Annotated in this window: 9 protein-coding genes; 3 read left to right on the plus strand and 6 right to left on the minus strand. The window is 35.8% G+C overall.

Features of this window, described 5'->3' with window-relative positions; all coding sequences use genetic code 11:
• Window positions 1–549 precede the first annotated feature (549 nt).
• Together BW961_RS30995 and BW961_RS30850 are read left to right on the plus strand one after the other, a co-directional pair.
• Complete coding sequence (locus BW961_RS30995) at window positions 550–672, plus strand: dihydroorotate dehydrogenase (RefSeq protein WP_068584874.1); 123 nt, start codon at window positions 550–552, stop codon at window positions 670–672.
• Window positions 673–1,108: 436 nt separating this feature from the next.
• Window positions 1,109–1,279: a hypothetical protein gene (locus BW961_RS30850; protein ID WP_156510120.1), complete on the plus strand. Its 171-nt coding sequence runs from the start codon at window positions 1,109–1,111 to the stop codon at window positions 1,277–1,279.
• Between the two features lie 122 nt (window positions 1,280–1,401).
• Here BW961_RS30850 and BW961_RS29095 read toward each other — a convergent pair whose 3' ends face one another.
• The 6 genes from BW961_RS29095 to BW961_RS29115 form a co-directional block, all read right to left on the minus strand.
• Window positions 1,402–1,860, minus strand: a complete 459-nt coding sequence (locus tag BW961_RS29095; protein ID WP_068584875.1) for a TnsA endonuclease N-terminal domain-containing protein — start codon at window positions 1,858–1,860, stop codon at window positions 1,402–1,404.
• Window positions 1,861–2,483: 623 nt separating this feature from the next.
• Window positions 2,484–3,641, minus strand: coding sequence for a hypothetical protein (locus tag BW961_RS29100; protein ID WP_068584885.1), 1,158 nt, complete (start codon window positions 3,639–3,641; stop codon window positions 2,484–2,486).
• A gap of 55 nt (window positions 3,642–3,696) precedes the next feature.
• Entirely contained in the window at window positions 3,697–3,858 is a 162-nt protein-coding gene (locus tag BW961_RS30215) for a DNA recombinase (protein WP_139331799.1), read from the minus strand.
• Between the two features lie 183 nt (window positions 3,859–4,041).
• Window positions 4,042–4,305: a hypothetical protein gene (locus BW961_RS29105; protein WP_068584888.1), complete on the minus strand. Its 264-nt coding sequence runs from the start codon at window positions 4,303–4,305 to the stop codon at window positions 4,042–4,044.
• Window positions 4,306–4,538: 233 nt separating this feature from the next.
• Window positions 4,539–5,450, minus strand: coding sequence for an anti-sigma-V factor RsiV (rsiV, locus tag BW961_RS29110; protein ID WP_170878627.1), 912 nt, complete (start codon window positions 5,448–5,450; stop codon window positions 4,539–4,541).
• Entirely contained in the window at window positions 5,447–5,944 is a 498-nt protein-coding gene (locus tag BW961_RS29115) for an RNA polymerase sigma factor SigV (RefSeq protein ID WP_280175236.1), read from the minus strand. Before BW961_RS29115 ends, rsiV begins: the two co-directional genes overlap by 4 nt.
• Window positions 5,945–6,347: 403 nt before the next feature.
• Here BW961_RS29115 and BW961_RS29120 point away from each other — a divergent pair.
• Window positions 6,348–6,550 (plus strand): transposase (locus BW961_RS29120; RefSeq protein WP_068590723.1); only part of this gene is annotated, 203 nt, incomplete at its 3' end.

A 6,550-nucleotide genomic window follows, 5' to 3' on the forward strand; every position in this document is an offset into this window, starting at 1 on the left:
AGCGCGTAAAAATCAATTCCAGTATTGTACTGGAAGAAGTCAAGTCTTCGGTAAGTCAAATTACTAATAACATTACCTATGAGCACTGCGACAATAGATATCCATATTTTCCTCATGAATGCCCTCCTTTGATTATAAAAATTTATGTTAGAAATATTTTCGTAAGGAACCGACACGGGTCATTTAACGTGCTATCATAAACTTTTATATTGTGGAAAGTTAACATATAGAATCAAACAAATACCCACTCAACCGGACGCGGAGACGCTTAGCTGAATGGGTATTATGAGGGGGAGATGCCCCTCAATTGCATGATAGCACAGTATTAAATATCTTAACATGAAACATTTCCTAATAATGAAAATCATATCCTACTAATCTTAATTGGTCGGTGGGGTCTTTTTTTGTTTGGGTAAGGATAAGTTACCTTAGCAACAAAATCACCACAGAGCATGATCCAAGGCTGAATCTTCCTTGCCATTAAATCCAATCCTCAGTTAATATTTGCACATATCATATGGTGTACTCAATTGAAAAGGAGGAACTACTATGAGCGATTTTGTTGGAGGAATTGGCGAAGGTTACGGTCGTATTGGTGGATTTGGCAGTACGGGGGCGATATTAGTATTATTCATTTTGCTTGTTATAATCTCTAAAGCGTTCATTATCTAAATTAATACTTGTTCATAATGTAGACCCTGCAGCCCATGGTAGGGTCTTTTTTATTGCTAAGGAAACTTCTCCTTAGCAACAAAATCACCACAGGGCATGATCGAAGGCTGAATTTTCCTTGCCATTAAATCCAATCTCAATTTTATATTTATCCATATAGTAAGGTGTATTCTAAGTAAAAGGAGGAACTACAATGAGCGAAGTTTTTGGAGGATCTGATATGAGATCCAGTATTCATGTATTGTTACACATTTAATATACAACTTTACTTTGCGCTTACTTCAACTTATGGGTTGAGTTGCACAATTTTGAGTGAGTTCTTCGTGCAACGCATAGGGTCCTGTCTATTTAATCCTTTGATTAGGCGGGTACATAAGTACGCAGAGCATCATTAACATATGTTGAAATAAAATAGATTGATTTTTGGGGTGATGTAGTGGCCAAAGCCAAAAGAAATGTCTCTTTGATCGAGGATTTATCTTCGTTGGAATTAGCTAAAATTGGACTAACATTAAACGTGATCGGGGATATATTCGGTTTTTTCTCGATCATCAAAGCGGAGGAAGAAGAAGAAAGCCGCTCTGTCGAGAATTATAAAAAGTCGTAATAACAAAAGTGATAATGTCGTGAGTGATTGCAACTGCCAAATTCAACATTACTAACACTTGAAGAAACTGGTCACGAAATTCACTTTGATGATTGGGATACAATTATTAATGCAATAGTCATTCACGCTTCAAGAACGTAAAATGACATCATTTTGGGGTATATCACAAGGTATTTCCAACCATGGCTTTGTGCATATCCCTCACAGATATTGTTAACTTGTTCCAATCGTTCATTTCTCTCTACTTCGGGTTCATGCTTTACTTGGTAAAGAAATGGAATCGTATTCTCACGAAATACTAATGTATCCGGAGTATGATTCCATGATTCTTCACCTAGATTATGTATAAGAATTTCAACGGGTTGAACGTAATATCTAACAACCGAATGATCCAACTCCAAGTAGTAATAAAAGAGTCGTTCCCCTAAGGATTCATATTCTACAAGACGCTCCATTTTGTGACTATAGAAGCTCCCAATAATATGCGGATGCTGATGACTATTTCGGTTATTCACCTTCCGCTTAGGAGCATAGAGGTGATCCTCTTCCTTCCAATCCAAGTTTGACCAGTCATAACTCATATGATTCCTCCGATAAGTATCATTTATTATCCTAAAAAACAACAGATTTTCATGTTATCATATATGGTCAAATTATCGACACAATAAACATGAAGATATTATGAACAACAGAAAAAACCTTGATAGACCAAGGTCTCTGGTCATCAAGGTTTTTTCTGTTGTCTCAAACATATGACGTTAGATATCTCATTTATTACCGTAATCAGTCTCATTTATAGACGTTACCCACATTCTTACTGTGGGTAGTACTTACTGTTGTCATAATAAAGGGCCGAATAGAATGGAATAATATCATGGATTGACATTTCAGATATTATAGATTGCCACTTGTGGGCATTTAAGTAACATATTTTAGCACTATCCGATAGTTATCATAAAAATGAGGATTCAGAAATCCATCTTCTATAAATCCTCAATTCAACGAGACAAGGCTCCTACAATTGTCTGGTGGAGTTCCCACAAGTAGCTTCGCAACGTAACGAAACTTAAGAGCGTCTTCCCAAACTGAGATCAAATGCCACTCAATATATCCTTCTTTATCCAGGTATAATCGATCAGAATTTACGTTATAAGAGCCCAATCTACCCTCAGGGAGAGATTGGGCTCTTATACAGTAATATCCTTTATCCAATCGAAACCTTAGAATTCAAAAAATTACTTTCAATATTTTTTGCTTCGCTTAAACTAACTTCGATATTATTCCACTCACTATTTTGTCGATATTTTTCTTTAACTAAATCAGCCTTAGAGATCAATCCTGGTGCATATTCAAGCCAAACGTCTTGAACTAAATTAAAGAAAGCTCTAGATTCTTTGATTTTTCCTTGATCATACATTAGTTCAACAAGCCACAAATATGCAAATCCAAGATTAGAATGAGCATAATAGCTGGTTTCAGATAATAACATAAATAATGACTTATTTAATAATTCCTCTGCTTTGGAATAATTCTTTAGGATATAATAGCATCTCGCTTTATTACCTACTAATGCGTGACTACTAACTAATTCCTCATCCATCGAGTCAAACAACATTAAAGCTTCGGTTACTCTCTCTCCAGAATCACGGAAGGCTAATGCACGGGTATACTTAGCTCTAGACACATTTCTCGTTGTTTGAAGTTTTTCTGACAATACTTCATATTCATTTGTATAATCAATAGTTTTTTTATATTGACCGTCTCGCCACCCAATATCTGCTGCAAGTTCAAGGAAATCTAAGTATGCGATTGTATTGGGTTCTACCGCTGATTCATATTTTTTTAAATAATAATAGGATTGCTGATTTTCCCCCATATAATTTAACTGTTGAATTATACTGCCTAATATTTTCACTCCATTTCCTCGATTAAATATATTATTATCTTCCCAATTAATTTCATCTAATATTCTGCAAGCAAGAGATTGAAATTTATGATGATACCCTTTATCTATCAAGACGTCTTTATATTGTTCTAAAAGTCCAAGAGCTCTTTCAATATTTCTTGACAATAAACAAGTCTCAATTGAATCCATGAGGTCTATAGGTTTCATTTCTTCAATTTCACCTAAACTATAGTAATCAATAAAGAGCGCATCAACTAATTTACGAGGTAGGAATATATATAGAACTTTTTGCACATAAGATTGCTGATCTTTAAGAGAATATATTCCATGTACAAATTCACGAAGTAATGGATGCACTTGATAGGACACCTCATCTTTTAATGCCTCATGAGGTTCGACCAAACCCAGTCTTTCAAGTCTGTTAAGTTCTTGCTTAATCTTTGGTGGTCTGCTCATCAATGTGCGTCATTCAACTATCGTGTCCCGTTAGCTCAATGATCCGTACTTCTACCTATGATACGGTTCCGCTGACCTTACTAAGTGGTAAAGCAAGCCCATCAAAAAACCAAAAGGTAATATCTTTAATCGTTTGCCTGTCCTGTTCTACCTCAACACGCTTTACTAATGCACGAATCAGTGCCTTTTTCTGCTCATTCGTTGCCGAATCAAACAACGTATTGAAACTAATTAAGCTTGATTTTCAGTATCTCTGTTAATATGGATTTTAGCAAATTCAGTATCTAACATCCTTTGGAATTTATCTATTCGATCACTTAGTTCCTCATTCCTCTCCCTTAATTGCTCTGATAGACGATTATACTGCTGAACAACTATGAAACCATCGAAATAATCGACATCAAGCGAGCTTGTAAAGTTGGTTGTGCCGTTCGGTGTAAGTTGCTTTTTCAGCGAGTGAATCATAGTAATGTGCCTGTCTTTGCAAGTCTGCTACTTTTGATGGATTTTCTGGGTTTGGCTCTCCTGATTGCAAGGTATAAGCCATGTTGCGGAGTTCCCTCGCCTTAGCCGAAAATGAATCAATCCTTTCCTCGATCTCTTGCAAATTCTTCTCTTCTTGTTCAATTTTCCCTACGATTTGTTGCTCTTCTTTTTTAGCCATCTAACTTCGCATCCTCTCATATGAAAATAAAAAAAGCCCATTCCGCAAGTGGGAAAAGGCTTGTAAGTTTAAAAAGTTTGGAAGTTGTTACATTTATAGTTTACAGTCGAATCCTAATGATGTAATAGAAAATTTTATATGTGGTTTCTATTTGACGCTCACCTTAACACAAAAAAACACCGCACGGTTGTTTAAACTCACGCGATGCTTCCTTCATTGATTTAGCTGAGATTTTACTTAATATATGCACTGCTTACTAAATCATTGTTAATAACACTAGTAGGGATTACAAACTCCGGTGTTCCTGTTGAACCAGGTCCCACTTCATACTTATCAAAAACGATGACTAAATTGCCGTCCTTATTAATATAGAACATTTGATCTTTTTTAATCTTTTCAAAAAGCATATCAGAAGGTATTTGCATATCTGCAGGTAGTTTCTCATTTACACCTTCTACATTGTAAGAAATATCGTTAGGATCAGCAGCAAACTGTGCATTCATTTGCTCTTTGATGTTTTCACTAATTGCATTGATATAGTTATCATCTTTGAAAAGACTAGGTAATGTAATTAAAATATTGTTCTTTTTGTCAATCGTGTCGAACTGAAGTTCCACCATGCTGTATTCTGTGTGGTAACGTTCAATAGACAGAATTTGATCATTGTTTGTCTTCACGTCATAACCACTTTTCGCATTAATATGCCCTCCTCCAACGCTTTCTACATATTTCATGTCTTCCTTAAAGGATTCATATTGTGCTTTTGCATCGGCAAGATACTTTTGATTCAAGCTGTCTTCTAGGCTTTTGTTTTGGAGTCCTTTCACTGCAGGTGCTTTGATGTCTGCTGTGTATGTCTTCTCATCCACCTTAAATTCGCGGAAAGTAACTACCTTGGCAATGCTTCCGATAACAGGTACGTCCTTCATTGAGGCCGCAAAAGATTGATTTGTGTTCACTCCTAGTATGAACGCAGCAGCTACTCCAGCGACTGCAAGACCTGCAACTAATTTTTTAGGTTGTTTTTTGTTTTTCATTTTTAATGTTTCTCCTTTTCTCAATGCATTTTTTACGATGGCATCTAATTCTTTTGGTATTGGTGTGTTTTCGTATTGGTTTTTCATTTCTTCTAATTTCTCGTTCATGATTGGAAGACCTCCTCGCTCAACTCTATTCGTAGTAGCTGTAACGCTTTGTATAATCTCGTTTTCACGGTGCTAATATTTTCATTTAAAACTTGTGCAATTTCATCTAGTTTGAGATTCTCAAAATACTTAAGTATCACTACACTGCGATATTTTTGTGGTAGTTTATCTAAAGAGTTGAATAAATCTTCGTCCTTATATCGATCTACTTCCCCTCTATCCAATCCAGCTAATATATCTTCGGCTACAACAACTTCTTTTTTCTGTTTTCGGAGTAAATCCAGTGCCGTATTAACAACAATTCGATAGAACCACGTTTTGATATATGCTGGATTCTCTATTGTTTCTTGTTTGGAAATGGCTTTCATGATGGCGTCCTGCATAATGTCCAATGCATCTGCTTGATTTTGTACATAATGATAAGCCAGTCGATAAATTTTCTCTTGATTCTCGGTAACATAGTCCGCAATGATTGCTTGTAAATCATTTTTCACCATTTATGAGTAACCCCTCTTTGAATGAATAAAGCTAATAATTAACCTCTCTATTATTTGGACGCACAGTTAGATAAAAAAGTTTGATTTTCTAGATGGTAAATTAAGAACATGAAGAGACGATACGAAATACGTCACGATCAATGGGATCGAATTTCACTTCAATAATTTATTAGTGTCTTTGACCAAGAGTAATTTTATACGGTATCGTTAATTCAAACTTTTCCTTTACCATCACTTGTGATACGGTTCACCGTAATGTATCTAAGCACAAAGTGCGGTTTGACCACAAAATATACATCAGTATATAAAGACAAAACCACTCCTGACATGATATGCTCCCCTTATAGTAGACAGAAAAAAGCAAGCCGATTAATCTGTCTATTATGGAGGGGATTTTTTTATGGGCGAAATTAGGAAGACTTACGATGTTACATTTAAGAAAAAGGCAGTCAATCTCTATCTCAAAAAGGGAATGAGCTACAAGAGTGTAGGTAAAGAATTGGATATCGACCATTCCTTAGTCCGACGTTGGGTGAATCATTTTCAAGCGGAGGGAATGAAAGGACTGGAGGAGAAAAGAGGCAAAGCAATAGGCCCTGGAGT

The sequence above is a fragment of the Paenibacillus macquariensis genome (assembly GCF_900156375.1).
Taxonomy (GTDB): Bacteria; Bacillota; Bacilli; order Paenibacillales; family Paenibacillaceae; genus Paenibacillus_AQ; species Paenibacillus_AQ macquariensis.

Bases quoted from the DNA above. Each gene is read 5' to 3' on its own strand.
- BW961_RS30995 (WP_068584874.1), top strand. From the start codon at position 550: ATGAGCGATTTTGTTGGAGGAATTGGCGAAGGTTACGGTCGTATTGGT.
- BW961_RS29095 (WP_068584875.1), bottom strand. From the start codon at position 1,860: ATGAGTTATGACTGGTCAAACTTGGATTGGAAGGAAGAGGATCACCTC.
- rsiV (WP_170878627.1), bottom strand. From the start codon at position 5,450: ATGAACGAGAAATTAGAAGAAATGAAAAACCAATACGAAAACACACCA.
- BW961_RS29105 (WP_068584888.1), bottom strand. From the start codon at position 4,305: ATGGCTAAAAAAGAAGAGCAACAAATCGTAGGGAAAATTGAACAAGAA.
- BW961_RS29100 (WP_068584885.1), bottom strand. From the start codon at position 3,641: ATGAGCAGACCACCAAAGATTAAGCAAGAACTTAACAGACTTGAAAGA.